This is a genomic window from Alloalcanivorax marinus, from assembly GCF_016785095.1.
GTDB lineage: Bacteria > Pseudomonadota > Gammaproteobacteria > Pseudomonadales > Alcanivoracaceae > Alloalcanivorax > Alloalcanivorax marinus_A.
Genome location: NZ_JAEKJB010000008.1, coordinates 177826 through 201885, shown reverse-complemented (window position 1 = coordinate 201885; position 24060 = coordinate 177826). Strand labels below are relative to the sequence as shown.

Below are 24060 nucleotides of genomic sequence, written 5' to 3'. Positions count from 1 at the left end.
GCCGGCGCCGGGGGATGACCGTAACGCTCGACCGGGTGGCCGCCCTGGTCAGGTCGCGGCTCCGGGGCCGGCGTGGGGTGGTTTTATCGCAGTGGCACCGTGTCCGGTAGCCGGAACTCGCCGCGCTGATCGAAGCTCAGCGGCAGGGCCAGACCCTGGACCCGGGCGGTGCCCTTGATCCGGTAGTCCAGCGGCGCGCCGGGGTCCTGTTGCAAGGCTTTCAACTTGCTCAGGGTCTGCATCAGGCTGGTGGTGATGCGGGTGCTTACCAGGGCGTCGCCCATGGCGGGCAGGGTCACCTTGTCGCCGGTCAGGCCGCGCGCCAGCTTCTCGCCATTGACGAACAGTTCATAGTCCAGGCTTTTCAGGGTCAGATCCCGGTCATTGGGGTTGCGCGCGCGCAGTACCACCTGCCACTGTTGCTCGAACACGCTGACCTGCTCCAACCGGAGGCTGGAGAGGTTCACCTCCGGGGCCTCCAGGCCGCTCAGTGTCTGGCAGGCGCCAAGCAGTAACAGCAGCCCCAGAACGCCGCATCGGGCCAGGATTCGCATAGTTATCTCCGTGTAGTGATGAGAGAACCCCCGCCGCCGGATGATACCGTACGGGGGCGGCAATACCAGGAACCGATCATGAACCGCTTCACCATTGAATGTCGCCAGGGCGACATCGCCAACCAGACCGACATGGACGCGCTGTCCACCGGCGCCTTCGGCTATCCGCTGGCCGAGGCGGCGCGCATCGCGGTGACCACGGTGGCCGCGGAGGGCGCCGCCCTGGCCGCCCACCGGGCGGTGCTGGATGAACGGCCCGGTCACCGGGCTTGAAAAGCGCCGCCGGCGGAGCAATTGATGGCGGTATCGCAACGACTGTGTAGCCAAAGGAAGCGCCGATGACCGCTGTCTGGCCGCGGGTGGACGAACTGGGTCTGCTCACCGATCTGTACGAACTGAACATGGCCCAGGCCTATCACCTGGATGGCAAAAAGGGCGAGGCGCTGTTCAGCCTGTTCTACCGGGTGCTGCCCGGGCAGCGCAATTACGTGGTGGCCTGCGGCCAGGAGCACGCCGCCCGGCTGATCACCGAACTGCGGTTCCCGGAGGAGCAGGTACGCCGGCTGGCGCCGCTGGGGTTCCGCGCGGAGTTCCTCGACTGGCTGGCGGATTTCCGCTTCAGTGGCGAGGTGCGGGCGTTGCCGGAGGGAGCTCTGGTGTTTCCCCAGGAGCCGTTGCTGGAGCTGCGTGCCCCGGTGGCCGAGGGGCAGTTGCTGGAAAGCCTGCTGATGAATTACGTGAACCTGGAAACCCTGCTCGCCTCCAAGGCCGCCCGGGTGGTGCGCGCCGCCGCCGGCACGCCGGTGCTGGATTTCGGCATGCGTCGCATGCACGGCCTGGAAGCGGCCTGGCGTAGCGTGCGTGCCTACCGGGTGGCGGGCATCGGCGCCACCAGTAACGTACTCGGCGGGCTCAGTTTCGACCTGCCCCTGCGCGGCACCATGGCCCACTCCTACATCCAGTCTTTCGACCGGGAAATCGACGCCTTCCGGCGCTATGCCCGGGACTACCCCGGCACCACCCTGCTGGTGGATACCTATGACTGCCTGGCGGCGGTGGACAAGGTGATTAGCCTGGTGCGCGAGGAGGGGCTCGAGGTGGGCGCCGTGCGTATCGACTCCGGTGACCTGGTGGCCCAGGCCCGCGCCGTCCGGGACAAGCTCGACGGCGCCGGCCTCGATGGCGTGAGGGTGGTGGTCAGCGGTGGCCTGGACGAATGGAAAGTGGCCGCCCTGGTGGCCTCCGGCGCCCCCATCGATGGTTTCGGCGTGGGCACGGAAATGGGCTCGGTGGCCGATGCCCCGTCCCTGGATTTCGCCTACAAGCTCACCGAATACGACGGGCGCCCGCGTCTTAAGGCATCGCCGGGCAAGCCGGTTTACCCCGGCGCCAAGCAGGTGTGGCGACAATACGACGGCGAAGGCCGGTTGGTGGGCGACGAGATCACCGCCGCCCACGAGGAGCGCCATGGCGAGCCTCTGCTGCGGACCGTGGTGGCCGGTGGCGAGCCGGTGGTGCCGCCGCCGGACCCGGACGCCGCCCGCGAACGCCTGCGCCGGGAACTGGCTTCGCTGCCGGCGCCTCTGCTCGGTACCGACCGGGCCGACACGCCCTATCCGGTGACGTTCAGCGAGGCCCTGGAGAACCTGCGCCGGCGTACCCTGGACAGCCTGCCCTGAGCGGCCCTCTAGAGCGTATCGGTGAGCAGGATGCCCAGGCTGAAGCGGGTCTCGTAGTCGTCGTAGTTGATCATTGAGTCGCCATAGCCGGTGAACACCTGCACCAGCCCCTTGAAGCGCTCGTTGATGGGGTAGGAGTAATTGATGCGACCTGCGCCCTTGTTATCCGAGCGCAGGTTGTTGCGCAGCATCACCTCCACCACATGGTTGCCGAAGGCGCGCGACACCTCCAGCTCGAAATGGCCCATGTATTTTTCCATGTCCGGGTTGTTGTCGCCGCGCGGATCCAGGGGATAGTCCTTGTCATCCTCGGGAATCCGGTACCAGGGCATGAACGACACGTAATACTGGCCGATTTGCGAAATATGGCGCACGTAGAGCCGGTTCCAGCTTCGTGAGGTGGGCTCGTCCCGACCGTTGGAATCATGGCGGAAGCCAAAGGCCATCAACTCCGTCTTCACCGGCCCCAGCTCCCAGTTCATCGGCTTGGCGACGAAGATCTCCGGCGTGAAGTTGATTTCCCGGAACGGGCTCGATTCACTTTTGTTGTAGGCCTGCCAGAAGAACAGGCCGGTGAACGCCATGTACAGAGTGCTGCCGTTCCAGAAGTCATCGTAGAGCGGTGCCTTCAGCGAAATCTGGAATTTGACCTCCTCGGAGTCCAGGTTCTGGCCCTGGCGGTCCGGATCATTCCACTGAGGGTTGGACCAGTGGCTGTAGGGCAGCAGGTAGTTGCGCCGGTGCGGGGTGATCACAAAGGGGTTGTCCTGGCTGGAGCGTTCCAGAGCCAGGCGGGTGCGCAGGGCGTCCTCGTGAGCGGAGCGCTTTTCGGGCTTCTCCTTGTCCTCGAGGCACCAGCCGCGCAACTGGGCGGCGGTGATGTTATCGTCGGCGTCCCGGGCGGCGCGCAGCAGGCAATCGTTCTGCTTCTGCTCGGCGGTCATGGTCTGATCGGCTTCCGGTACCGGAGCCTGGTCGCCGGACTCGGCGGCATGCAGGGGCGCCGCCAGGGCCAGCAGCAGGGCGAACAGCGAGCGGGGCATGGACGGTCCTTACAGTGAGCGCAGCTCGTCTTCGCCGAGCGCGCGGGCTTCTTCCTCCAGCATCACCGGGATGCCGTCTCGTACCGGGTAGGCGAGGCCGCTGGCCTTGCATTTGAGTTCCTCGCGCTGCTCGTCGTAGATCAGCGGTGCCTTGCTGACCGGGCAGACCAGGATGTCCAGCAGATTGGGGTCGATCATGGGGGTACTCCTGTGGGCGAACCCAAGAATAAGAGGCCTTCGGAGGCGGACTATACCAGCCTTGTCCGACAAAAGTGATTTCAAACGCTTGTTTGACTTATGGGTCACAAATAGTTGTGGGCAGCGCCTCCAGGGCACGGCTACCATTTCAATCCCTGACGATGGACCCGCCCCGCCCGCTGTTTTCCTCTCAGCCCGTTCCGGGGCCGGTTTTCCCGCTTACCACAGAGTGTTTTAGGGAGACCTGACATGCCCGAATACAAAGCTCCCCTGCGCGACATGCGTTTCGTGCTCAACGAGGTTCTGGATCTGGATGGCCACTACGCCAAGCTGGGTCTGGAAGAGGTGAACAGCGAACTGCTCAACGCCTTCCTTGAGGAAGGCGCCAAGTTCGCCGAAAACGAACTGGCACCCCTGAACCGCTCCGGCGACGAGGAAGGCTGCCACTTCGAGGATGGCGTGGTGACCACGCCGAGCGGCTTCAAGGAAGCCTATGCCAAGTACGTGGAAGGTGGCTGGCCGGCCATCAATGGCGACCCGGAATTCGGTGGCCAGGGCCTGCCCGGCTCCTCCAGCATCGCCATCTCCGAAATGACCGGCACCGCCAACTGGTCCTGGAGCATGTATCCGGGCCTGTCCCACGGCGCCGTGGCCACCATCGAGGAGCACGGCACCGATGAGCAGAAGAACGCCTACCTGCCGAAGCTGACCAGCGGTGAATGGACCGGCACCATGTGCCTCACCGAGCCGCACTGCGGCTCCGACCTGGGCATCCTGAAAACCAAGGCCGAGCCCAACGCCGACGGCAGCTACAGCATCACCGGCACCAAGATCTTCATCTCCGCCGGCGAACACGACATGGCCGAGAACATCGTCCACATCGTGCTGGCGCGCCTGCCGGACGCCCCCAAGGGCACCAAGGGCATTTCCCTGTTCATCGTGCCCAAGTTCCTCACCGACGGAAACGGCGGTGTGGGCGAGCGCAACGGCGTGACCTGCGGCTCCATCGAACACAAGATGGGCATCAAGGCCTCCGCCACCTGCGTGATGAACTTCGACGGCGCCACCGGCTACCTGATCGGCCCGGAAAATAAAGGTCTGAACTGCATGTTCACCTTTATGAACTTCGCTCGTCTCGGTACCGCCATCCAGGGCGTGGCCCATGCCGAACTGGGCTTCCAGGGTGGCCTGGCCTACGCCAAGGAACGCCTCGCCATGCGCAGCCTGTCCGGCCCGAAAAACCCGGACGGCCCGGCGGACCCGATCATCGTGCACCCGGATGTGCGCCGCATGCTGCTCACCTCCAAGGCGTTCGCCGAAGGCGGTCGCGCGCTGGTCTACCTGTGCGCCCAGCTCGGCGACCAGGTGAAGCTGGCCCGCGACGACGCCGAGCGTGAACAGGCCCACGATCTGATGGCTCTGCTCACCCCGATCGCCAAGGCATTCGTCACCGAAGTCGGTCTGGAAGCGGCCAACCACGGCGTGCAGATCTATGGCGGCCACGGCTTCATCCGCGAATGGGGCATGGAGCAGAACGTGCGCGACGCGCGCATCTCCACCCTGTACGAAGGCACCACCGGCATTCAGGCGCTGGACCTGCTGGGCCGCAAGGTGATGATGACCCAGGGGCAGGCGCTGCGGAACTTCACCAAGATCGTGCACAAGTTCTGTGAGGCCCAGGCCGATAACGGTGAGCTCAAGGAACTGATCGACCCGGTGGCGGCTTACAACAAGGAGTGGGGCGAGCTGACCCAGGCGATCGCCATGCAGGCCATGCAGAACCCGGACTACGTGGGCGCCGCCTCGGTGGACTACCTGATGTACTCCGGCTACGTGACCCTCGGCTACCTGTGGGCGCGCATGGCCGCCAAGGCCCAGGAGCAACTGGCCGCCGGCACCGGCGACGAGGACTTCTACAAGGCCAAGATCAGCACCGCCCGCTTCTACATGAAGCGCATCCTGCCGCGCGCGGCGGGTCATAAGGGCGCCATCGAAGGCGGTCTCGACTGCATGATGGAACTGGACGCGGAACACTTCGCGTTCTGATCCGGCGCCCTTCGGCGACCCTGAAAAACCCCGCTCCGGCGGGGTTTTTTATGGACGGATGGCCGCGCCGTTGATCGCGGTTGAAGCCGCTCCTACGGCACCTCGTGACGGGGTCCGCCATCGCCGGCTTTATGTTTTATACTGCCGGCATGTTGCGTACTTTGTTATGGCGGAGTCTGGCGCTTCTCTGCGTGGCCCTCGGGCTGATTGGCGTGGTGGTGCCGGGCATGCCGACCACCGTGTTCATGCTGATCGCCGCCTGGGCGGGAACCCGGGGCTGGCCACGCCTGGAGACCTGGCTGGTTAGCCATCCGCGCTTCGGGCCGCCGATCGTGCTGTGGCGCGAACAGCGCGCCATGTCCCGCCGGGCCAAGTGCGCCGCTTCCACGGTGATGCTGATCAGCGTCGCCATCATCGCCGTTTCCCCGGCGCCCAACGTGGTGAAAATCGGCGTGCCATTGTTCTTGTGCGGGCTGCTGTTGTGGATGTGGCGTCGGCCGGAACCGACCCCGGAGGATGAACGGCGGGTCACAAATAAACATTTACGGCCCGTTCGCCGGGACTAAACTATCCTCCCGCAACGCAAGCCAGCTTCGGGAGATTCACCAATGGCCACCTACAAAGCGCCGCTGGAAGACATGCGGTTCATTCTGAACGACGTGTTCCAGGCCGACCAACTCTGGGCGTCCATGAGCGCCACCGCCGACGTGACCCGGGATCTGTCCGACGCCATCCTGGACGAGGCGGGCAAGATGGTGGAGAACCTGCTGTTCCCGCTCAACCGTGACGGTGACGAAGAGGGCTGTCACTTCGACAACGGCCAGGTCACCACCCCGAAAGGCTTCAAGGAAGCGTTCAAGACCTACGCCGAAAATGGCTGGACCGCCTTCTCCGGCAATCCGGAATTCGGCGGCCAGGGCATGCCCAAGTCGCTGGCGGTGCTGTTCGAGGAAATGATGCACAGCGCCAACTCCTCGTTCGCGCTCTATCCCGCGCTCACCAACGGCGCCACCCTGTGTCTGGATGCCCACGCCAGCGATGAGCTCAAGCAGGCCTACCTGCCCAAGCTTTACAGCGGCGAATGGAGCGGCACCATGTGCCTGACCGAGCCGCACTGCGGCACCGACCTGGGCATCATGCGTTCCAAGGCGGTGCCCGCCGATGACGGCTCCTACGCGATCTCCGGTACCAAGATCTTCATCACCGGCGGCGAGCACGACCTGGTGGACAACATCATCCACCTGGTGCTGGCCAAGCTGCCGGACGCGCCCGCCGGGTCCAAGGGCATCTCCCTGTTCCTGGTGCCCAAGTTCCTGCCCGACGCCGACGGCAATCCGGGCGAACGCAACGGCGTGGCCGCCGGTTCCATTGAGCACAAGATGGGCATCAAGGGCTCCGCCACCTGCGTGATGAATTTCGACGACGCCAAAGGCTGGCTGATCGGCGAGCCCAACCAGGGCCTGGCCGCCATGTTCACGATGATGAACTACGAGCGCCTGTCCATCGGTATCCAGGGCCTGGGCCTGGGCGAGGTGAGCTACCAGAGCGCCGCCGACTACGCCCGCGAGCGCCTGCAGGGCCGCGCCGCCACCGGCGTCCAGAACAAAGGCGGCAACGCCGATCCGATCATCGTGCACGGGGACGTGCGCCGCATGTTGCTGACCATGCGCGCCCTCAACGAAGGCGGCCGCGCCCTCTCCACCTACGTGGGCATGGAGCTGGATAAAGCCAAGTTCTCCGAGGATGACGCCGAGCGCAAGGCCGCCCAGGACCGGGTGGCGCTGATGACCCCCATCGCCAAGGCGTTCTTTACCGATCGCGGCTTCGAGACCACCGTGCTCGGCCAGCAGGTATTCGGTGGCCACGGCTATGTGCGTGAGTGGGGCATGGAGCAGTTCGTGCGCGACTGCCGCATCTCGCAGATCTACGAAGGCACCAACGGTATCCAGGCGCTGGACCTGGCCGGCCGCAAGGTGACCCGCAATGGCGGCAAGTACGTGGACGCCTTCCTGGCCGACGTGCGCGCCTGGATCGATGACAACGCCAACCAGCAGGGCCTGGACAGCATCCGCGAACGGCTGGTGGCCGCCGTGGACCTTCTGGAAAGCACCACCGCCGAGCTGCTGCGCCAGGCCGGCGACAACCCGGACACGGTCAACGCCAGCGCGGTGGAGTACCTGGACCTGTTCGGCTACGTCACCTACGCCTGGCTGTGGGCGCGCATGATGGTCACCGCCACGCAACGGGACGACGACTTCGGCCGCGCCAAGGTCACCGTCGGCCGCTTCTACTTCGAGCGCCTGCTGCCCCGCGCCGGCGCCCTGGCCGAGCAGATCAAGGCCGGGCCGGCCACCATGATGGGGCTGGATCAGGACCTGTTCTGATCGCTTGAATAACGGCTGGCCGTTGCCACCATGGGAACCTCGCTGGATGGTTCCGGTGGGGGCGATGGTTTATCGCGGCTGAAGCCGTTCCTAGGGAGGCAAGGAATGCCCCACTGTAGGAGCGGCTTCTAGCCCCGTGGCAGCGCCACCCAGCTCAACACGCCCGCCTCTTCATCCCGCCATTGCGCGCTCACCACGGCACCCCGCCGCCACTGGTTGGACAAGTCGCATAGCAGCGCGATGCGATCCTCCGCCACCATCTCCGCGTCCTGAAAATAGAAGCGCACCCCGGTCAGTGGATAGAGCGTCTTGAACAGGCTTTCCTTGATGGAAAACACCCGGGTCAGGCGGCGGGCGAAGGCGTCATCATCCAGTTCGCTCAGCTCATGCCGTTCCCGAGGGGTGAGAATCTGGCCGGCCAGTCGGCGGGCCCTGGCCGGTACCAGCCACTGTTCCCGGTCCAGACCCAGGCCCAGCCAGAGCCGGCCATCGCCGGTGAGCGCGGCGGCTTCGCCGTGGGAGTGGGTGATGGCGCCGACGGCACCGTCCGGCCAGCGCGGCGCCCGGTCGGCGCCGGGCGCGGGGATGGCGTCCTGGCCCAGGGCCAGGGTCAGGCCGGCGCGGGCGCACACCCGGCCGGCCAGGTACTCGGCGCGGCGCTTGGCCACCGCCCGTTCCAGCCCCGGTGGCAGCGGCACGCCGGCCTGGTCGAAGGCGTCCTCGGTGAAGGCCTCGGGGCGGTAACCGCAGCGCGCCAGCACCAGGCCGGGGCCCCGGTCGAGGGTTCGCAGATCGTGCAGGCAGGCGGGCAGGGGGGCATCGGGCATGGCGCCTAGAATAGTGCCTGCAAGGCGGCCCGACCAGCGCCGGGCATTGCGTCCCGCACTCGGATAGTGCTAAACCCGGTGTTCGCATTCTTCACGCATTCCGCCATTGCACAAGGAGTCGACCATGCTTCGTCTGAATGTGATCATCGCCAGCACCCGCCCCGGCCGGGTGGGTTCCACGGTGGGTACCTGGTTTTATGAACTGGCCCGCCAGCACGGCAACTTCGATGCCCGCTGGGTGGACCTGGTGGATTTCAATCTGCCGGTGTTCGACGAGCCCTACCACCCCCGGCAGCAGAACTATCAGCATGAACACACCAAGCGTTGGGCCGCCAGCGTGGACGAGGCGGATGCCTACGTGTTCGTGGTTCCGGAATACAATTTCGGGCCTACGCCGGCGCTGCTCAACGCGCTCAATTACGTCTACCACGAGTGGAATTACAAGCCGGCGGCGTTCGTCAGTTACGGCGGCATTTCCGGCGGCATGCGCTCGGTGGAAGCCACCAAACCGACCCTCACTACCCTGAAGATGATGCCGCTGATCGAGCAGGTGGCGGTGCCCATGGTGCAGGAGCAACTTGAGAACGGCGCCTTCAAGGCCAAGGAGATCCAGGAGAAATCCGCCATTGCCATGCTCGATGAGCTGGAGCGTTGGGCGGACGCGCTCAAACCGATGCGCGGCTGAAAACAATAAACAACATATGGGAGAGCCTGAATGAAACGCCGTACTTACCTGATCACCGGTGCCACCAAGGGTATTGGCCGCGCCACCGCCGAGCGGCTGGCCGCCGCCGGCCATGGCGTGGTGGGCATTGCCCGTCATGGGGACGATCCGGATTTCCCCGGTACCCTGGTCAGCGCCGATCTGGGGGATCGCGACCAGACCGACGCGGTGCTCAAGGACCTTACCGGTCGCTTCGACTTCGACGGCGTGGTCAACAACGTGGGCATGATCAAGCCCCAGGCCCTGGGTGAAATCGATCTGGATACCTTCGACGCGATCCACGCCCTGCATCTGCACCCGGCGATCCAGGCCAGCCAGGCGCTGCTGCCGGGCATGAAGGCGCGCGGCTGGGGCCGCATCGTCAATGTCTCCAGCCTGACCATTTTCGGCCTGCCCGGGCGCACCGCCTACGGCAGCGCCAAGGCCGCCATGGTCAACTTCACCCGCACCTGGGCCCTGGAGCTCGCGCCGACCGGGATCACCGTCAACGCCATCGCCCCGGGACCCATCGAGACCGAGCTGTTCCGCGCCAATAACCCGGAAGGCAGCGACCGGGAAGCCGCCTACTTGGCCATGGTGCCCATGGATCGCCTGGGTGAGCCCCGGGAAATCGCCGCCACCCTGGCCTTCATGCTGGGCGAGGACAGCGGCTATATGACCGGCCAGACGATCTGCGTGGATGGCGGCGCTTCCGTCGGGCGGGCCGCGTTTTGAGCGGGCGCTGGGAGGCGTTGCGTGCCCTTCTGAGCGCCTCGACGACGATCACCCCACCGGCCGATCTGGCGGCGTGGAGCCAGGGCTGGGAGGAGCTGGTCGCCGGCGATCACGGCCCGGTGGCGCTGGCCTTGCACGGCGGTTTTGCCGCCGACCGGGTGGGCTGGGCATTCGCCGCCGGCTACCAGGCCGCGCTGCGCCGGCTGCTGGCCAACTTCGGCCTGGCCCCCGACGCCGCCATTCGGTTGGCCCTGTGCGCCACCGAGGAAGGCGGTAACCGGCCCCGGGACATCGCCACCGCGCTGCGCGCGGACGGCGCCGGTTGGCGGCTGAACGGCGGGAAAAGCTGGATCACTCTGGGGCCGGTCTGTAGCGAACTGCTGGTGGTGGCACGGCTGGACCAGGGTGGCGAGCCGTCGGCGCCGCCGACGCTGAAAGTGGCACGAGTGCCGGCGGATGCCCCCGGGGTCCGGCTGCGCGACAAACCCCCTCTGGCCTTCGTGCCGGAGATTCCTCACACCGCCGCCACCTTCGAAGCGGTGGCCCTGCCTGAAAACGCCCTGCTGGACGGGGATGGCTACGACACCGTGGTGAAACCGTTCCGCACCGTGGAGGACACCTTCATCGCCCTGGCCGTGCAAGCCTGGCTGCTCCGCGAGGCCCGCGCCCGGAACTGGCCGGCGGACTTCGCGGAAGCGCTGACCGCCAGCCTGGTGACCCTGGCCGCGCTCAGCGACCGGCCCGCCGATGACCCGGTGACGCATCTGGCCCTGGCCGGGGCCCTGGCCCGTACCCAGGCCCTGTATCAGGACGCGGACCGGCTGTGGGATGGTGAGGGCGACGAAGCCGCCGAACGCTGGCGCCGTGACCGGCCCTTGTTCCAGGTCGCCGGCAAGGCCCGTGCCCTGCGCGCCCAACGGGCCAGGGAACAACTGTAGCCGTTGTCGCAGGTGTTGTTGCAGGAGCGGCTTCAGCCGCGAAAGCGATATGCGGATCGCGGCGGGGGATGATCGCGGCTGAAGCCGCTCCTACAAACGGCGAAGCCGCCTCTCAGCGTACAGGGATGGCCTGAAGGAAACCGGCGCTTTGGTTGTCGGTGATTTCCACTACCCGGCTCTGCCGGTCCTGATGGACCGCCTGGCCGGGTGACACCGGCGGGTAGCCTTGCGCCGGCCAGCATCGACAGCGTCAGCAACCCGAGGAAAAGCGGTGGAAAAGGGGCGACCGGGATCAAGGCGAGTATCCATCCATGAACAGGCGCCCGTTATAACAGGCGAGCCCCCGGACCGGCCAGGAACCGCCGGGCAAACCGGTCATTGCCCGCACTGCCACGCCGATGGATAGTCAGGGTTTTATCGTAATGAGGACCTGGTCATGAAATGCTATGCGATTGCGATGATCGACTTTACCGACTCGGGTTGGATCAAGGATTATGTCGCCCGGGTCACGCCTATGGTGGAACGGCTCGGCGGCCGTTACCTGGCGCGTACCAACCGGGTCGACCGGATTGAAGGGGAGGGTCCGCCGCCGGGGACCTTGTTGATTATCGAGTTTCCCTCCCGGCAGGTGGCGGAGGGTTTCTACCACAGCGAGGAATACGCCCCCTTTAAAGCGGCCCGGCAACGGGGATCGGTGGGGCCCTTCTTCCTGGTCGATGGTATCGACGGTTCCGCCGCCCCAGCCTGACCCGGCGTACCGGTTCCAGCATCTTTCTTTCCTGGCAGGGAGCGATCAATGACACGCTCACCAGAGCAAACCGCCGCGGCCCACCAGGAGTGCCGCCATGACATCCCGGTGCAGGTTGGCGAGGACCTGTGGCTGGTGGATGGCCCGGTGGTGGACTTCTACCGGCTCTCGTATCCCACCCGCTCGGTGATCGCGCGCCTGCCCGACGGCGGCCTCTGGGTCTGGTCGCCGGTCCCGCTGACCCCGGCCCTGCGTGCCTTCGTGGACGATCTCGGCCCGGTACGGTATCTGATCAGCCCCAACAAACTGCACCACCTCTACCTGGGCGAGTGGCAACAGGCCTGGCCGGACGCTGAACTCTGGGGGCCGCGTTCCACGCAGCGCAAAAGGACCGATCTCACCTTCACTGGTACCCTGGGCGACACCGCGCCACCGGCCTGGGCGGATGCCCTGGATCAAATCTGGCTGCGTGAAGCCTTGTTTCTTGATGAAGTGGTATTCTTCCACCGCCCGTCCCGCACCGTGATCCTGGCGGACTTCAGTGAAGCGTTCAGTGACGATTTCCTGCGCCGCCACTGGAAGCCCTGGCAGCGTTGGATCGCGCGACTGTGGGGCATTACCGAACGGCCGGGCAAGGCGCCTCTGGAAGTGCGCCTGAGTACCCTGCGCCGCCGCCGCGCGCGGCAGCGGGTGCGCCGGATGCTTGCCTGGCAGCCGGAGAAGGTGATCATGGCCCACGGCGTCTGGCGTGCTGAAAACGGCACCGCCTTTCTGCGTCAGGTGTTCTCCTGGCTCAATGTGTAAGGCGGCGCGGCGCCTGGAGGCGGGCGAGCCCTCCGTGATAAAATGGAATGCAAGTACGACAAGAATCGAATCCACTTTATCCGAGCGTACGTTCTCCCCATGGAACATGGTGGCGTGGGAAAGCCGGACGGCAGGTGCATTGATAATGAAAAACGCTGAATCCCGGGCCAAGGCGGTTCTGGAAGAATCACAGCACAATACCGAGCCCGCTATTCGTACGGTGCTGGCGAAATTGCGCGAGAAAATCGTGACCGGGGAGGTGGCGCCGGGCACCCGTCTGCGTGCCGACAGTCTCGCGGAGCAGTTCGAGGTGTCCCGCACACCGGTACGCAGCGCGTTGGCGATTCTCGCCACCGAGGGCCTGGTGACCTACAACGTCAATCGCGGCTATACCGTGCACGCCGGGACCATCGGCAATGTCCTGGATTCCATGGACGTGCGCGCCAGCCTGGAAAGCCGGGCCTGCCGGCTGTGCGTGGATCTTGGCGTGGACGACGAGGATCTCGAGCGGCTGAAACAGGTCGTTGGCCAGGGGCGCGAGCTTGTCGAGGCGGGCGCCTGGTCCGAGCAAATCGAAATGGAATGGTACAGCTACAACGTCATCTTTCACCGTATGCTTCACCGGCTGACCAATAATGACGTGCTGCGCAATGCCATTCGAATGACCATTGTTTATCCCCTGCTGGGGGATGTGGTCCGCATCTGCCCGGCGGTGGCGGCCCATGTGCCGCAGAGCGCGCGACGGATGTCGGAGGTGGTCCCGGACCATATCGAGCAATCCCAGCGCGAGCATGAATCGCTGATCGACGCCATCGCCGAGGGCGACGCCGAGCGCGCCGAAAGCATCATGTTCGACCATGTAATGGCCACCAAGAAACGGGTGCATTCGGTGGCCACTCTGCGCTGACCCTTAGCACGCTTCCCCGGGGAGCCTCGCTCCCCGGTCGGCTCGAGTAGCCGCTTTCCCAGGTCGCTTTCTCCGCTCGCGTTTCAACGCTGTTTCGTTTCCCCTTCCGTGCTCCCTTCCTTCTCTTCGTTGTCTCCGCCCGCTAGCGGCCTCCTCCGGCCGCCGTCCGCGTGATCGGCCTGGTGCCGTGTATTGCTTTGCGGGAAATTGAATCCAAAATTTACAGAATTGAATCTAATCTATTGACTGAGTGAATCCAATATGGATACTCTTTGCCTCCTATCGAGTGACGCGAACACAACCACTCTGTTCAGCGCCGGCCGGTTCGGGGCTTCGAATTAAAATAAAAGACAAAAAGAGGTCATATGGATAAGCAGAAACTGCTCTTCATCCCTGTCGTATTGCTTTCCTTCCAGGCCGCGCATGCGGCGGTCATCAGCGACATCGATCTGTACAAGAAGGAAAACGAGCTCTCCACGTACCTTCGTTTCATCACCTTTGATACCCGCGCTCACAATGATCTGATTGAGAACCAGCTGGGCGGCCTGCCCACCGGTGAAAGGCTGGGCGCCACGGCACTCAGTGGCGCGGTGGATTACAGCTCCAAATACTATGGCGACACCATCGGCTTCGTGACCTCGGTTTATGGCGTGACCAAGCTGGATTCACGGCCCGACAGCCGCCAGATCCTGGATGACAGCGATGGCGGTAACGACGGCTTCGCGGAGGCGGGGCAGGCCTACATCAAGCTGCGCCAGGGCGGCGAGAACTGGTCCGCGGATCTTCAGGCGGGCCGTGGCCGCTTCCATGTGGGCACGGTGTGGACGCTGGACACCCGCGCCGTGCCAGGCTCATTCCAGGGCGCCCGCGCCCAGGTCAACACGGCCTTGCCGTCGCTTGGTCCGTTGCCGGCCGAGCTTACCTTCGAGGCCGGCTATATCGACAAGACTTCGCCCCGGGAGCGGCCGGAATTCGAGCACATCGTTAATGAGTCCGGCTCCACCATCGACAATATCTCCACCTATGCTTTGACTTATGACGCCAAGGCCGTGCGCCTGCAAGTGGCTCAGGGCGTGGCCAAGGACTTCAACAAGAACACGCGCTACGAACTGATCCTGAAAGCGCCGCTTGGCGATGACATGGGCGTGGTGCTCGACAACCAGTACTACTACCTGGAAAGCGATGGCGCGCTCTGGGGCGAGGACCTGGCTAATGGTGTTGCCGCCTACGATGATCATGCCGAGTGGCTGAACATCAATCTCGGTTTCAAGATCAAGAAGCTGCAACTGGGGCTGTCCTATTCCAAAGCCCGTGCTGAATTGTCCAATGGCCAGGTTGGCTACGCCTATTACGATCACGGTGAAAACGTGGACGGACGCCTGGACGTCTGGACGCGCAGCGGTAATGACGCCAACAACGACGGAGAAACCACCTGGCAGCTGGGGGTGGGCTACGACTTCTCCGGCATGAAGCTTGGCGGGCTGCCCCTGGATGGGGTCAGCCTTCTCGCGCTTTACCGGCAGGGTTCCTTCGACGCGCCCAATCCGATAAACGGCGGCGCCGAGGAGGAGGTCACTGAACGCCACCGCGAAGTGCGGCTGTCCTATTACTTTGAGGAAAAGGACTACAAGGGCCTCTCCGTGGGCGTCATGTACGTCGATTACTCGATGAACAAGGACTTCGTGCCGCTGGTCTCCGCTCAGCCCAACAGCGTGCTGTCCGGCACCGACTTCAGGGTCTACGCGGATTATGCCTTTTAAGCGCGCCTTACCGGGCATGCCGGTTGGCGTGCCCTCTCTGCATATACGGGTTTCGAGAGGTTTGGCATGACAAACAAGATGGCCGCCGGGAGCGGTGGTGGAAACGCCTATAGCTGGTACGTGTGTGGCGTTCTCACGCTGCTCTTCGCGTTCAACTTCATGGATCGCAGCCTGATCGCCGTGGTGGTCGAACCGATCAAGCAGTCCTTCGCCATCAGCGACACCATGATCGGTGTGCTGCAAGGCGCGGCATTCGCGATCTTCTACTGTCTTTTCATGTACCCCCTGGCGCGGATCGCGGATCACCGCAACCGGCGCAACCTGCTGATCATCGCGGTGGTTATCTGGTGCTCGGCGACGGTGTGGTGTGGCTTGGCTCAGACGGTGCCGCAGCTCTTCATGGGCAGAATCCTGACCGCTATCGGTGAAGCGGCCGCCGTGCCTTGCGCCATCTCCCTACTTTCCGACTATTTCGACCCGTCGCGGCGTACGCGCGCCATCAGCATCTGGTCCACCGGCGTTTATCTGGGCGCGGCGTTGTCGCTGGGCGGCGGTGGCGCGATCTTGAAGGCGCTGGGCGGCGGCACTGTATCCGTGCCGTTGCTGGGCGAGCTGGAGGCTTGGCGGATCGTGTTCATTACCATGGGTGGCGCCGGTTGTATCCTGGTGCCTCTGTTGCTGGCGGTGAAGGAGCCGGAGCGCCGCAACGACACCGGCGACGCCGCCGAGGCCCCATACTCCATGCGCCAGGTGCTCGCCGTCTTCAAGAAAAATCTGTACCCGCTGTGCGCGGTGATCGGCGGTTTCAGCGCCGTGTCCGTGGCCGGCCAATCGATCCAGGCCTGGGCCCCCACGTTGTTCGTCCGCCAGCATGGCTGGAGCGGTGGTGACGCGGGCATCTGGCTGGGGTTACTGGCCATTAGCTTCGGCCCCATCGGCGCGGTGGCCGGCGGCCTGGTGACCGACCGTGTGATGCGGCGGCGCCCCGGCGATGCCAAGGTGGTGGTGGGCGGTGTCTGCGCCGCGCTCAGCATTATTGCCTGCATCACCCTGACCGTTGAAATAGCGACCCTGGCGGTGGCCAGCATCGCCACGCTCAACTTTTTGATCGGCGCCAGTTTCGGTCTGGCGAAAACGGCGCTGATTGAAATCGTGCCCAACCGCATGCGCGCGCAAACGGTGGGCATCTATTCCCTGGTTGGCCAGCTTTTCGTGGCCACCATGGGGCCGCTGACCATCGGTGTCTTCAATGACTACGTGTTCCAGGACGATGCCAAGATCGCCTGGTCCATGCGCATCGTGCTTGGGATTTCATTTGTCATCGCGGCGTTGTTGCTGCTGGGCGGCCGGCATGCGGTGCGCCAAGCGTACGCTACGCGCCGGGCCGTGGCAGCCTGAGCCGGGTTTCACCATTGGTCATCATGGAAAAGTCGCTTGTTGCAGAGAAGGAATAACAGGATGACGGAAGAGAATATCAACCCGATTACGCTGGAAGTATGGTGGAGCCGTCTCGCGGCGATCGCCGACGAAGCCGCGACCACTTTGTTGCGCACGGCGTTCTCCACCATTATCCGCGAGGCGAACGATTACTCGGTGGTGCTGCTGAATGCGGACGGCGAGACCATCGCCGAATGCCGGGCCGGTATTCCGGCGTTTCACGCCATCATGGGCGTGATGACGCGGCATATACTGGAGAAGTTTCCGGTCGACACCTGGCGCCCCGGGGATTGCGTGATCACCAACCATCCGTGGATGGCCACCGGCCACCTGCCGGACATCGCCATGGTGGCGCCGATCTTTCACGGGGACCGCCTGGTCGGTTTCTCGGCCACGGCGGCCCATGTGCCCGACATCGGTGGCACGCCGACCATGGGCGCCACGGAACTGATCTCCGAAGGCCTGCTGATTCCCCCGGTGCGCATTGCCCGGGCCGGCGAGCGCAATCAGGATTTCGTCGATTTCCTGCTTGATAATGTGCGTTATTCCGATCAGGTGTTGGGTGATCTGGAGGCGCAGATGGCGGCCCATGACGTGTGTCGCCGGCGCGTCGTCGAGTTTCTCTTGGAGACCGGCCAGCAGGACCTGGTGATGTTGTCCACCGCTATGCACGATGCCGCCGAGCGGGTCATGCGCAAGGAAATCGAAGCGCTTCCGGATGGCGTGTACCGCTCTTCGCTGGATGCCGATGGCGTGGAAGGGCAGCCCACACGGATCGAATGCTCGATCACGGTGGCGGGCGACCGGATGCACATCGACTACGAGGGCAGCTCGCCCCAGGTCAATCACTCGATCAACTGCACGATCAATTACACCACGGCCTATTCCATCTATCCGGTGAAGATATTGCTTGATCCCCACACCCGCCGGAACGAAGGCTCCTATCGTCCGATCACGGTGAGCGCCCCGGAAGGATCGATCGTCAATGCCCGCTTCCCGGCTCCGGTGATGGCGCGCCATCTGACCGGCCATATGCTGTCTTGCCTGATTTATCAGGCCTTGGCGGAGACGGTGCCCGAGTCGGTGATCGCCGACAGCGGCGGCGCGCCGGCGTTGCGGGTTCAGCTGGTGGGCCGCGACGCGCAACAAAAACCGTTCAGCATGATCCTCTTCGCCTGCGCGGGGATGGGGGCTTCGTCGCGGCACGATGGCCTGTCGACCACGGCGTTCCCCTCCAACTCCGGCAGCGGCAGTATCGAGGCACTGGAGGTGGAAGCACCGATCCTGTTTCTGAAAAAGGAATACCGGCCGGATTCCGGCGGTGCCGGACGTTACCGCGGCGGTCTCGGTCAGGATGTGCGGGTGGAGAACATCACCGGCGCGCCGATGCGGGTCGCCCTGGTGGGTGACCGGGAGAAGAACCCGCCGGTAGGGATTCTCGGCGGTGCCCCCGGCGCCGGGGGGCGGGCCACCTTTTCTCATGGCGAGAGCGCCTCGCTTAAGTCCATGACCATGATGCCGGCGGACGCCAGCGTCACCGTCTCGTTCGCGGGGGGCGGCGGCTATGGACCGCCCGCCGCCCGGGACCGCGCGGCCATCGCGGCGGACATTGACGCGGGCCTGGTGAGCAAAGAGGCGGCGATACGGGATTACGGCTATGACCCGACCGACACGGTGGCCGGACAATGACAGGAGACAGCATGACAAAGACGACCCGAATCGGGGTGGATATTGGCGGTACCTTCACCGATCTGGTGCTGCACGACGATACCCGTGGCGTGACCTGGACCGGGAAACGCCTGACCACGCCGGAGGCGCCGGGCCGGGCGATCCTGGAAGGCATTGAACGGTTGCTCAAGGAATCCGGTACCTCCATCGACCAGGTGCACAGCGTGGTCCACGGTACCACCCTGATCACCAATACGGTCCTGGAGCGCACCGGCGCCCGCGTCGGCCTGATTACCACGGAAGGGTTCCGTGACGTGCTGGAAATGGGCAGGGAGATTCGCTACGACGTGGATGATCTGCATGCCCGACCGGTGCCCGTCATTGTGCCAAGGCAATGTCGTATTGGCGTGCCCGGGCGATTGCGCGCCGATGGCGCTGAGCATGTGGCGCTGGATGAGGACGCTGTGGTCGAGGCGGCCCGAGTGTTGGTCGAGGAACAGAATGTCGAGGCGCTCGCCATTGGCATGCTCCATGCCTACGTGAACCCGGCCCATGAGCGTCGTGCGCAGGCGCTGATTCTTGAACGCTACCCCGATCTTCTCATCACCCTGTCGTCCGAGGTGGCCCCGGAGATCAACGAATACGAACGCATCAACACCGCCTGCGTGAACGCCTATGTGCAGCCCCGTGTGCATGGTTATCTCAATGCTCTGGAGTCGGATCTGGCGGCGACCGGTTTCACCGGGGAGCTTTACATCATGCTCTCCAGCGGCGGTATTACCACGGTGCGCGAAGCCTGTGCGTTTCCGGTAGCGTTACTCGAATCGGGGCCGGCGGCGGGCGCCATGGCGGCGTCCTTCATCGCCGCCGGTATCGACGAAAACAAGGTGATCTCGTTCGACATGGGCGGCACCACGGCCAAAATGTGCCTGGTGGAGAGCGGCAAGCCGCACATTAAGCATGAGTTTGAAGCCGGACGTCTGGACAAGTTCAAGCCGGGCTCCGGGCTGCCGCTGAAGCTGACCGTGGTGGATATGATCGAGATCGGGTCCGGCGGGGGATCAATCGGCTCGGTGGACGATCTCGGCCTCTTGAAGGTCGGCCCGCGCAGCGCCGGTTCGGTCCCCGGGCCGGTGGCCTATGGTCGCGGTGGGGGCGAGCCCACGGTGACCGATTCCGACCTGATGATGGGGTATCTGGACGCGGATTTCTTCCTTGGTGGCGAAATGGGCCTGGCCATGAATGAGGTGGAAAAGGCCATGGAGGAGCGCCTGGCGAAACCACTGAACCTGGAAAACCGGGTAGTGGCCGCCGGCATTCAGGAGATCGTTACCGAGAACATGGCCGCCGCTACGCGCATGCACCTCGCCGAGAAGGGCCGCGACCCTCGTCAGTATACCCTGATGGCGTTCGGTGGCGCCGGGCCGGTGCACGCCTACGCGTTGGCTAAACGGCTGAAGCTCAATCGGGTAATCGTGCCGATGGGCGCCGGTGTGATTTCGGCCTTCGGTTTCCTGGTGGCGGCGCCGTCGGTGAACGACGTGCGCGGTTACCCCGCTCCCCTGGCGAGGGTAGACTGGGACACGGTGGCGGGGCTGTACGATGACATGGAGACCCGCGCGCGGGCTCTGCTGCTCAGCGCCGGTGGCAACGGGGAGGACATCGTCGTTCACCGATCCGCTGACATGCGCTACGTCGGCCAGGGCTTCGAGGTCGAGGTGGCGCTGCCAGAGGGCCCGGTGGGCGCTGCCATGCAGGCGGGCGTACGCGACAATTTCGAACGTGCCTACCGGGATCGGTTTGCCCGCAGCATGGCCGGCTATGACGTGGAGGCTATTAACTGGCGCCTGCATGCCCGTGTGCCCGGCCGTGATATCAGTCTCGCCTATTCGCTGGTGGACACACCGGCGGTGCGAGGCGAGCGCCGCGTCCATTTCGCCGGCTTCGGTGATTGCACAGCCAAGGTCTACGACCGTTATGCCCTTAAACCCGGCACCCGGATCCAGGGTCCCGCCGTCTTCGAGGAGCGGGAATCCTCCTTCGGTGTCGGCCCCGACTGCTCGGTGGTGGTGGACGCCAACTTCAACCTGGTGGCCGACATCGAAGGCGCTCCGGCGCCATAACGTTACCGGGTAGAGCGGCGGACCGGCCATGGCCGGTCCGCCGCGATGCGTTCAGTCGGACCAGTACAGCCGGTCCGGATTGTCGACCAGTATCCGCCGGCGCAGCTCCGCCGACGGCGCCCAGATGGCGAGCCGGTCGAAAAGCACCGCCCCGTCTGGCACCTGGCCCCGAATCGCCGACTGCGGGTGTGGCCAGTCCGTCCCCCAAAGGATGCGCTCCGGCGCCGCCTCGATAAGCCCGGCCGCCAGTTCATCCAGATCCGAATAATCTGGAAAACCACTGGCCGACGAGAGATACAGGCCGGACAGCTTCACATACACCTTCCCGCTTTCCAGCAGTTTGAACAGAGTGCGGGCGGTTTTGCTGTGCACTCCGGCGGGTTGCGGCGCCCAGCCAAAGTGGTCAATCACGCTCGGGCACGGCAGATTGAGGAGGGTGTCTTCCCATTCCACCAGAACCTCGGCTCTCGATGAACCGACGAACTGGAGGGAGCCGCCCAGGTCCGCGACCTTACGTCCCAGTTCGCGAACCCCCTCGCGGGTGGGAATCTGGTTTTTGTCGAGATAGACGCGGATGCCGCGCACGCCCCGTGAATGCAAGGATTCCAGCGTTTCCACGCTCACGTCGGTGGCGGTGTAGGCGACGCCCCGCGCCGCTTCCTGCCCGAGTTGGTCCAGGGCATCCATCAGACAAGCGTTGTCGGTTCCATAATTGGACGGCGCCACCACGATGGAACGGGATAAACCGAGGCGTCGCTTGAACAGCTGGTATTCCGGCACCGTCGCGGAAGGCACATGGATTTCCCCGTACTTCTGGAACCGGGGATCGAAAATATGGTGATGGCAGTCCACCGCGCCCAACGGGGCGGGCGTCGCGGGTGGCCGGGTGCCCAGTGAATGAGGGACGGCGAGCGTTTCGCCTTGAACGGTCGCGGATAGTGTCGACATGGGCGCTTCCTGTTTGGGATTGCGGGAATCGATGAATTGTTGTTCGTTGAGAGAAGAACCCCGAGGCGCCCCAATGGAATAAGATAACGCCTATATGGATTCATTATATAATGATATTGAATCCATTTTATGGTGCAAGCTCTTCTCTGAGACATCGCACCTGGCGTCCACTGCCCGCTCCGGGCGATCATGCGCATATTCCTTTTTTGTTTTTTTCCGAGCCGCTTCATTGTTCGGCTCTTTGCTATAGGGAGCTTTTATGAGCCATGTTTCCAGCGTGATGGACGGTCTGCGACAAAGCAGTCCGGGACAAAACGAGTTCTACCAGGCGGTGGAGGAAGTGCTGGAGGTGCTTGCTCCAGTGCTGGATGCCGATCCCCGCTACCGGAGCGAGGGGGTGGTCGAGCGCTTGCTTGAACCGGAGCGCCAGATCCTGTTCCGCGTCGCCTGGGTGGATGACGCCGGCAACGTGCGGGTTAACAAAGGCTACCGCGTTCAGTTCAATTCCGCCCTCGGCCCTTACAAGGGCGGGCTGCGTTTTCACCCCAGCGTGAACAGCGGCATCATCAAGTTCCTCGGCTTCGAGCAGATCTTCAAGAACGCACTCACCGGCTTGCCCCTCGGTGGCGGCAAGGGCGGCGCGGACTTCGACCCCAAGGGCCGCAGCCAGGGCGAAGTAATGCGCTTTTGCCAGGCGTTCATGACCGCCCTGTACCGTCATATCGGCGCCACGGTGGACGTGCCCGCCGGTGACATCGGCGTCGGCCACCGCGAGATCGGCTACCTGTACGGCCAGTACCGGCGCCTCAGCGGCCGTTTTGAAGGGGTGCTCACCGGTAAATCCACCGGCTGGGGCGGCTCCCTCGGCCGCAAGGAAGCCACCGGCTACGGCTGTGTGTACTTCGCCGAGAACATGCTCGCCGAAAAAGGCGAAACCCTGGAAGGCAAACGCTGTCTGGTGTCCGGCGCCGGTAATGTGGCGCTCTACACCATGGAAAAACTGCTGGAGCTGGGCGCCCGGCCGATCACCTGCTCCGATTCCAGTGGCACCCTGATCCACACCGACGGGCTGGACGTGCCGCTGTTGAAGACCATCAAGGAGCGCGACCGGGCAGCGCTGCGGAGCTACCTCGATACCCACCACGACGCCACCTTTATCCCGGTCTGCGACTATGACGACGGCCGCCTGCCGGTATGGCGCCAGGAAGGTGACCTGGCGTTCCCCTGCGCCACCCAGAACGAACTGCTCGGAGCGGACGCCGAAACCTTGCTGGCCAACGGTGTGTACTGCGTCTCCGAAGGCGCCAACATGCCCTGTACCCGCGACGCCGTGTCCCTGTTCCTGCGCGCCGGCATCAGCTACGGGCCGGGCAAGGCCGCCAACGCCGGCGGTGTCGCCGTCAGCCAGCTGGAAATGCAGCAAAATGCCGCCATGGCGCGCTGGTCCGCCGAGCAGGTGGACCGCACCCTGCGCACCATCATGAGCGACATCCATCGCCGCGCCAGCGAAACCGCCCTGGAATTCGGCGCGCCGGGCAATCTGGTGCTGGGCGCCAACATTGCCGGCTTCCGCCGTGTCGCCGACGCCATGATCGACCAGGGGGTGTTTTAACCGGCATTTCATCACGCCGGCTTGCTTTATATTTTTGTTGGGCTATGGTCGAACGTTGAGTTCATTCATGGTTCGAGGCACGCCGTGATTATTTGTCGGATTTATCTGATCACTCCCCCCACCTTTCTCCGCTAAGCCGGACGGGTCCGCCCGTCCGGCGTCTCATCGTTTTCCATATTGTTTATTTCCAATCAGGAGATGTGCTGATGGCGCCCCGGTGTGCGCGTTGGCGCCTGCCCGGCTTTTCCGAAAAGGCGCGCGGATATCTGTCCGTTCGCGAATGGTGGATGTTGTCCCCCCATTTGCTCGGCGGCTTGTTGGCAAGAATGGAAGAAAGGAAGCGTAAACGGGACCACTCGGCGATCGCCGACATCGGCACCCGGGTCTGGATCGTCGACCTGGACCACGGCGGCGAAATGGATTTCGTCCTGGTGAAACCCGGCCACGCCAAGCCCAATCACCGCTTCATATCGATCCTCTCGCCGTTCGGCGAGGCGCTCTTCGGCGCCCGCGTCGGCGACATGGTCCACCCCCGTTTTCTCGGCCACGAATACAGTGTGCTGATCACACGAGTAGAACCCTGCAAGGAGTCAAATCATGAGTAAGGAAAAAGAAAAGAAAAAAGCGAAAAGATCGCTGAAGGAAAAACGCCGCGATAAGAAAGAAAAGAAATAGCGAATTGCCCGGCGCGAGCGAAGCGAGTGGTGGGGTGAGGAGGACCGAAGCACAGCTTCGCAGCGGACGAACGCTGAAACAGGGATGTTTCGGCTGGGGTGATATGAGGCACACACGTGGCGCCAGGGACGGCGGCGCCGGCGTTTGATGAGGGATGAGTGGTGGGCCCACCAGGACTTGAACCTGGAACCAACGGATTATGAGTCCGCTGCTCTAACCAATTGAGCTATAGGCCCCAAAAAAAATGGCCCGGGCGGCGATGCCGTCCGGG

The 24060-nt window shown here is 64.1% G+C and carries 22 protein-coding genes and 1 tRNA gene; 17 read left to right on the top strand and 6 right to left on the bottom strand.

The annotated features are described in order from the left end of the window. Window positions 1-83 precede the first annotated feature (83 nt). The gene (locus JF515_RS07925; protein ID WP_203102858.1) at window positions 84-554 is read right to left on the bottom strand and encodes an LEA type 2 family protein; all 471 of its coding nucleotides are present in this window, start codon (window positions 552-554) and stop codon (window positions 84-86) included. A gap of 78 nt (window positions 555-632) precedes the next feature. Here JF515_RS07925 and JF515_RS07920 point away from each other — a divergent pair, with 78 nt between their 5' ends. Next, window positions 633-827 (top strand): hypothetical protein, encoded by a 195-nt coding sequence (locus JF515_RS07920; protein WP_203102857.1) that lies wholly within the window; start codon window positions 633-635, stop codon window positions 825-827. 65 nt (window positions 828-892) lie between these two features. Beyond that, window positions 893-2233, top strand: a complete 1341-nt coding sequence (locus JF515_RS07915) for a nicotinate phosphoribosyltransferase (protein ID WP_203102855.1) — start codon at window positions 893-895, stop codon at window positions 2231-2233. Window positions 2234-2241: 8 nt separating this feature from the next. On the opposite strand, the gene JF515_RS07910 is transcribed toward JF515_RS07915, so the two are convergent. Next, the gene (locus tag JF515_RS07910) at window positions 2242-3276 is read right to left on the bottom strand and encodes a phospholipase A (protein WP_203102853.1); all 1035 of its coding nucleotides are present in this window, start codon (window positions 3274-3276) and stop codon (window positions 2242-2244) included. A 9-nt stretch (window positions 3277-3285) separates the two neighbouring features. Next, window positions 3286-3474, bottom strand: coding sequence for a Trm112 family protein (locus JF515_RS07905; protein ID WP_203102851.1), 189 nt, complete (start codon window positions 3472-3474; stop codon window positions 3286-3288). Between the two features lie 249 nt (window positions 3475-3723). Between JF515_RS07905 and JF515_RS07900 the strand changes: the two genes are divergently transcribed. The 3 genes from JF515_RS07900 (at window position 3724) to JF515_RS07890 (ending at window position 7904) form a co-directional block, all read left to right on the top strand. Further along, entirely contained in the window at window positions 3724-5520 is a 1797-nt protein-coding gene (locus JF515_RS07900) for an acyl-CoA dehydrogenase C-terminal domain-containing protein (RefSeq protein ID WP_203102849.1), read from the top strand. A gap of 131 nt (window positions 5521-5651) precedes the next feature. Then, window positions 5652-6086: a YbaN family protein gene (locus JF515_RS07895; protein WP_338015186.1), complete on the top strand. Its 435-nt coding sequence runs from the start codon at window positions 5652-5654 to the stop codon at window positions 6084-6086. Window positions 6087-6128: 42 nt separating this feature from the next. After that, window positions 6129-7904: an acyl-CoA dehydrogenase C-terminal domain-containing protein gene (locus JF515_RS07890; protein WP_203102845.1), complete on the top strand. Its 1776-nt coding sequence runs from the start codon at window positions 6129-6131 to the stop codon at window positions 7902-7904. A 128-nt stretch (window positions 7905-8032) separates the two neighbouring features. Here JF515_RS07890 and JF515_RS07885 read toward each other — a convergent pair whose 3' ends face one another. Continuing rightward, complete coding sequence (locus JF515_RS07885; RefSeq protein WP_203102843.1) at window positions 8033-8731, bottom strand: 4'-phosphopantetheinyl transferase family protein; 699 nt, start codon at window positions 8729-8731, stop codon at window positions 8033-8035. Window positions 8732-8855: 124 nt separating this feature from the next. Here JF515_RS07885 and JF515_RS07880 point away from each other — a divergent pair, with 124 nt between their 5' ends. The 10 genes from JF515_RS07880 (at window position 8856) to JF515_RS07835 (ending at window position 20554) form a co-directional block, all read left to right on the top strand. Then, a complete protein-coding gene (locus tag JF515_RS07880; RefSeq protein ID WP_203102835.1) occupies window positions 8856-9416 on the top strand; it encodes an NADPH-dependent FMN reductase in 561 nt (186 codons plus the stop codon). A 30-nt stretch (window positions 9417-9446) separates the two neighbouring features. Next, window positions 9447-10169 (top strand): SDR family oxidoreductase, encoded by a 723-nt coding sequence (locus tag JF515_RS07875; protein ID WP_203102833.1) that lies wholly within the window; start codon window positions 9447-9449, stop codon window positions 10167-10169. After that, on the top strand, window positions 10166-11107 hold the full coding sequence (locus JF515_RS07870; RefSeq protein WP_203102828.1) for an acyl-CoA dehydrogenase family protein: 942 nt from the start codon (window positions 10166-10168) through the stop codon (window positions 11105-11107). Before JF515_RS07875 ends, JF515_RS07870 begins: the two co-directional genes overlap by 4 nt. Before the next feature lie 436 nt (window positions 11108-11543). Continuing rightward, entirely contained in the window at window positions 11544-11855 is a 312-nt protein-coding gene (locus JF515_RS07865; protein ID WP_203102826.1) for a DUF1330 domain-containing protein, read from the top strand. A gap of 48 nt (window positions 11856-11903) precedes the next feature. Continuing rightward, on the top strand, window positions 11904-12659 hold the full coding sequence (locus JF515_RS07860) for a DUF4336 domain-containing protein (protein ID WP_203102824.1): 756 nt from the start codon (window positions 11904-11906) through the stop codon (window positions 12657-12659). Between the two features lie 145 nt (window positions 12660-12804). Continuing rightward, window positions 12805-13566: a GntR family transcriptional regulator gene (locus JF515_RS07855; protein WP_203102822.1), complete on the top strand. Its 762-nt coding sequence runs from the start codon at window positions 12805-12807 to the stop codon at window positions 13564-13566. Between the two features lie 365 nt (window positions 13567-13931). Further along, window positions 13932-15326 (top strand): OprD family outer membrane porin, encoded by a 1395-nt coding sequence (locus JF515_RS07850; RefSeq protein ID WP_203102820.1) that lies wholly within the window; start codon window positions 13932-13934, stop codon window positions 15324-15326. A 66-nt stretch (window positions 15327-15392) separates the two neighbouring features. Beyond that, window positions 15393-16724, top strand: a complete 1332-nt coding sequence (locus JF515_RS07845) for an MFS transporter (RefSeq protein WP_203102811.1) — start codon at window positions 15393-15395, stop codon at window positions 16722-16724. Between the two features lie 60 nt (window positions 16725-16784). After that, window positions 16785-18452: a hydantoinase B/oxoprolinase family protein gene (locus tag JF515_RS07840; RefSeq protein WP_203102809.1), complete on the top strand. Its 1668-nt coding sequence runs from the start codon at window positions 16785-16787 to the stop codon at window positions 18450-18452. A gap of 11 nt (window positions 18453-18463) precedes the next feature. Continuing rightward, window positions 18464-20554 carry a hydantoinase/oxoprolinase family protein gene (locus JF515_RS07835; RefSeq protein ID WP_203102803.1) on the top strand — a complete coding sequence of 697 codons (2091 nt, stop codon included), beginning with the start codon at window positions 18464-18466 and terminating at the stop codon, window positions 20552-20554. 51 nt (window positions 20555-20605) lie between these two features. Here JF515_RS07835 and JF515_RS07830 read toward each other — a convergent pair whose 3' ends face one another. Next, the gene (locus tag JF515_RS07830; protein WP_203102801.1) at window positions 20606-21502 is read right to left on the bottom strand and encodes an amidohydrolase family protein; all 897 of its coding nucleotides are present in this window, start codon (window positions 21500-21502) and stop codon (window positions 20606-20608) included. 259 nt (window positions 21503-21761) lie between these two features. Between JF515_RS07830 and gdhA the strand changes: the two genes are divergently transcribed. Further along, window positions 21762-23114 (top strand): NADP-specific glutamate dehydrogenase, encoded by a 1353-nt coding sequence (gdhA, locus tag JF515_RS07825; RefSeq protein WP_203102799.1) that lies wholly within the window; start codon window positions 21762-21764, stop codon window positions 23112-23114. 206 nt (window positions 23115-23320) lie between these two features. Continuing rightward, window positions 23321-23719, top strand: a complete 399-nt coding sequence (locus JF515_RS07820; RefSeq protein WP_203102797.1) for a GreA/GreB family elongation factor — start codon at window positions 23321-23323, stop codon at window positions 23717-23719. A gap of 229 nt (window positions 23720-23948) precedes the next feature. On the opposite strand, the gene JF515_RS07815 is transcribed toward JF515_RS07820, so the two are convergent. Continuing rightward, window positions 23949-24025: transfer RNA gene (locus JF515_RS07815), tRNA-Ile, on the bottom strand. Window positions 24026-24060 lie beyond the last annotated feature (35 nt).

Excerpts from the sequence above, each read along its gene's own strand:
- JF515_RS07895 (WP_338015186.1), top strand. The coding sequence starts at position 5,652 with ATGTTTTATACTGCCGGCATGTTGCGTACTTTGTTATGGCGGAGTCTG.
- JF515_RS07880 (WP_203102835.1), top strand. The coding sequence starts at position 8,856 with ATGCTTCGTCTGAATGTGATCATCGCCAGCACCCGCCCCGGCCGGGTG.
- JF515_RS07845 (WP_203102811.1), top strand. The coding sequence starts at position 15,393 with ATGACAAACAAGATGGCCGCCGGGAGCGGTGGTGGAAACGCCTATAGC.
- gdhA (WP_203102799.1), top strand. The coding sequence starts at position 21,762 with ATGAGCCATGTTTCCAGCGTGATGGACGGTCTGCGACAAAGCAGTCCG.
- JF515_RS07900 (WP_203102849.1), top strand. The coding sequence starts at position 3,724 with ATGCCCGAATACAAAGCTCCCCTGCGCGACATGCGTTTCGTGCTCAAC.
- JF515_RS07915 (WP_203102855.1), top strand. The coding sequence starts at position 893 with ATGACCGCTGTCTGGCCGCGGGTGGACGAACTGGGTCTGCTCACCGAT.
- JF515_RS07820 (WP_203102797.1), top strand. The coding sequence starts at position 23,321 with ATGGCGCCCCGGTGTGCGCGTTGGCGCCTGCCCGGCTTTTCCGAAAAG.
- JF515_RS07860 (WP_203102824.1), top strand. The coding sequence starts at position 11,904 with ATGACACGCTCACCAGAGCAAACCGCCGCGGCCCACCAGGAGTGCCGC.
- JF515_RS07875 (WP_203102833.1), top strand. The coding sequence starts at position 9,447 with ATGAAACGCCGTACTTACCTGATCACCGGTGCCACCAAGGGTATTGGC.
- JF515_RS07855 (WP_203102822.1), top strand. The coding sequence starts at position 12,805 with ATGAAAAACGCTGAATCCCGGGCCAAGGCGGTTCTGGAAGAATCACAG.
- JF515_RS07910 (WP_203102853.1), bottom strand. The coding sequence starts at position 3,276 with ATGCCCCGCTCGCTGTTCGCCCTGCTGCTGGCCCTGGCGGCGCCCCTG.
- JF515_RS07920 (WP_203102857.1), top strand. The coding sequence starts at position 633 with ATGAACCGCTTCACCATTGAATGTCGCCAGGGCGACATCGCCAACCAG.
- JF515_RS07835 (WP_203102803.1), top strand. The coding sequence starts at position 18,464 with ATGACAAAGACGACCCGAATCGGGGTGGATATTGGCGGTACCTTCACC.
- JF515_RS07840 (WP_203102809.1), top strand. The coding sequence starts at position 16,785 with ATGACGGAAGAGAATATCAACCCGATTACGCTGGAAGTATGGTGGAGC.
- JF515_RS07850 (WP_203102820.1), top strand. The coding sequence starts at position 13,932 with ATGGATAAGCAGAAACTGCTCTTCATCCCTGTCGTATTGCTTTCCTTC.
- JF515_RS07925 (WP_203102858.1), bottom strand. The coding sequence starts at position 554 with ATGCGAATCCTGGCCCGATGCGGCGTTCTGGGGCTGCTGTTACTGCTT.
- JF515_RS07890 (WP_203102845.1), top strand. The coding sequence starts at position 6,129 with ATGGCCACCTACAAAGCGCCGCTGGAAGACATGCGGTTCATTCTGAAC.
- JF515_RS07905 (WP_203102851.1), bottom strand. The coding sequence starts at position 3,474 with ATGATCGACCCCAATCTGCTGGACATCCTGGTCTGCCCGGTCAGCAAG.
- JF515_RS07885 (WP_203102843.1), bottom strand. The coding sequence starts at position 8,731 with ATGCCCGATGCCCCCCTGCCCGCCTGCCTGCACGATCTGCGAACCCTC.
- JF515_RS07865 (WP_203102826.1), top strand. The coding sequence starts at position 11,544 with ATGAAATGCTATGCGATTGCGATGATCGACTTTACCGACTCGGGTTGG.
- JF515_RS07830 (WP_203102801.1), bottom strand. The coding sequence starts at position 21,502 with ATGTCGACACTATCCGCGACCGTTCAAGGCGAAACGCTCGCCGTCCCT.